This window comes from Prevotella sp. HJM029 (genome assembly GCF_000599605.1).
Classification (GTDB): Bacteria; Bacteroidota; Bacteroidia; order Bacteroidales; family Bacteroidaceae; genus Prevotella.
In genome coordinates, this window is the sequence record NZ_AZHT01000150.1 from 1 (window position 1) to 632 (window position 632).

1 protein-coding gene is annotated in these 632 nt (G+C 39.1%); it reads left to right on the forward strand.

The window, feature by feature from the left end:
* Positions 1 to 207 precede the first annotated feature (207 nt).
* Positions 208 to 632: nucleotidyl transferase AbiEii/AbiGii toxin family protein (locus X919_RS0106145; RefSeq protein WP_253270094.1), on the forward strand; the 425-nt coding region annotated here is incomplete at its 3' end.

Sequence of the window (632 nt, forward strand, 5' to 3'; positions counted from 1 at the left end):
TACAAGCAATGAAGGCTATTGGAGAACGAAACTATAATAATGAGTGGGAAAGCGCAATTAGTGTAATACTAAGTAGATATCCAGAGGATAAAACCATGACTGATGATCTAAAGGTCATGCCTACATGGATAAGACGAATCATTATAAAGATTTTAAATAGCAAGCATGAGTAGTTGGCAAAATCATAGTAATGACGAACGCATAGCAATGATACAGTCGGTCGCCCTGGAACATAATATCGAAGATAATGCCGTAGAGAAAGATTGGTGGGTAACAGTAGTTCTCAAGGCATTGTTCAATACGTCGTGTGGGAAGTGGCTTCTTTTCAAAGGAGGAACTTCATTGAGTAAAGGATGGAACCTCATCAACCGCTTCAGTGAAGATATAGACATTTCCCTTGACAGGAGCTTCTTTGAGAATGTCCTTAACTTGACATTTGCAAAGTGCGAGAACAACAATCAGGTAAAGAAACTAAGGAAAGCATCACGTGACTATATTCACGGGAAACTTTCTGCAGAACTTTCTGCAGAACTCTTTAAAATGGGAATCAAAGGGTATACTGTTCAGAATGAAACAATAGCTGGGGTACCTCCAAGACCTATAGACCATGATAGTGATCCGACTGTAATTTT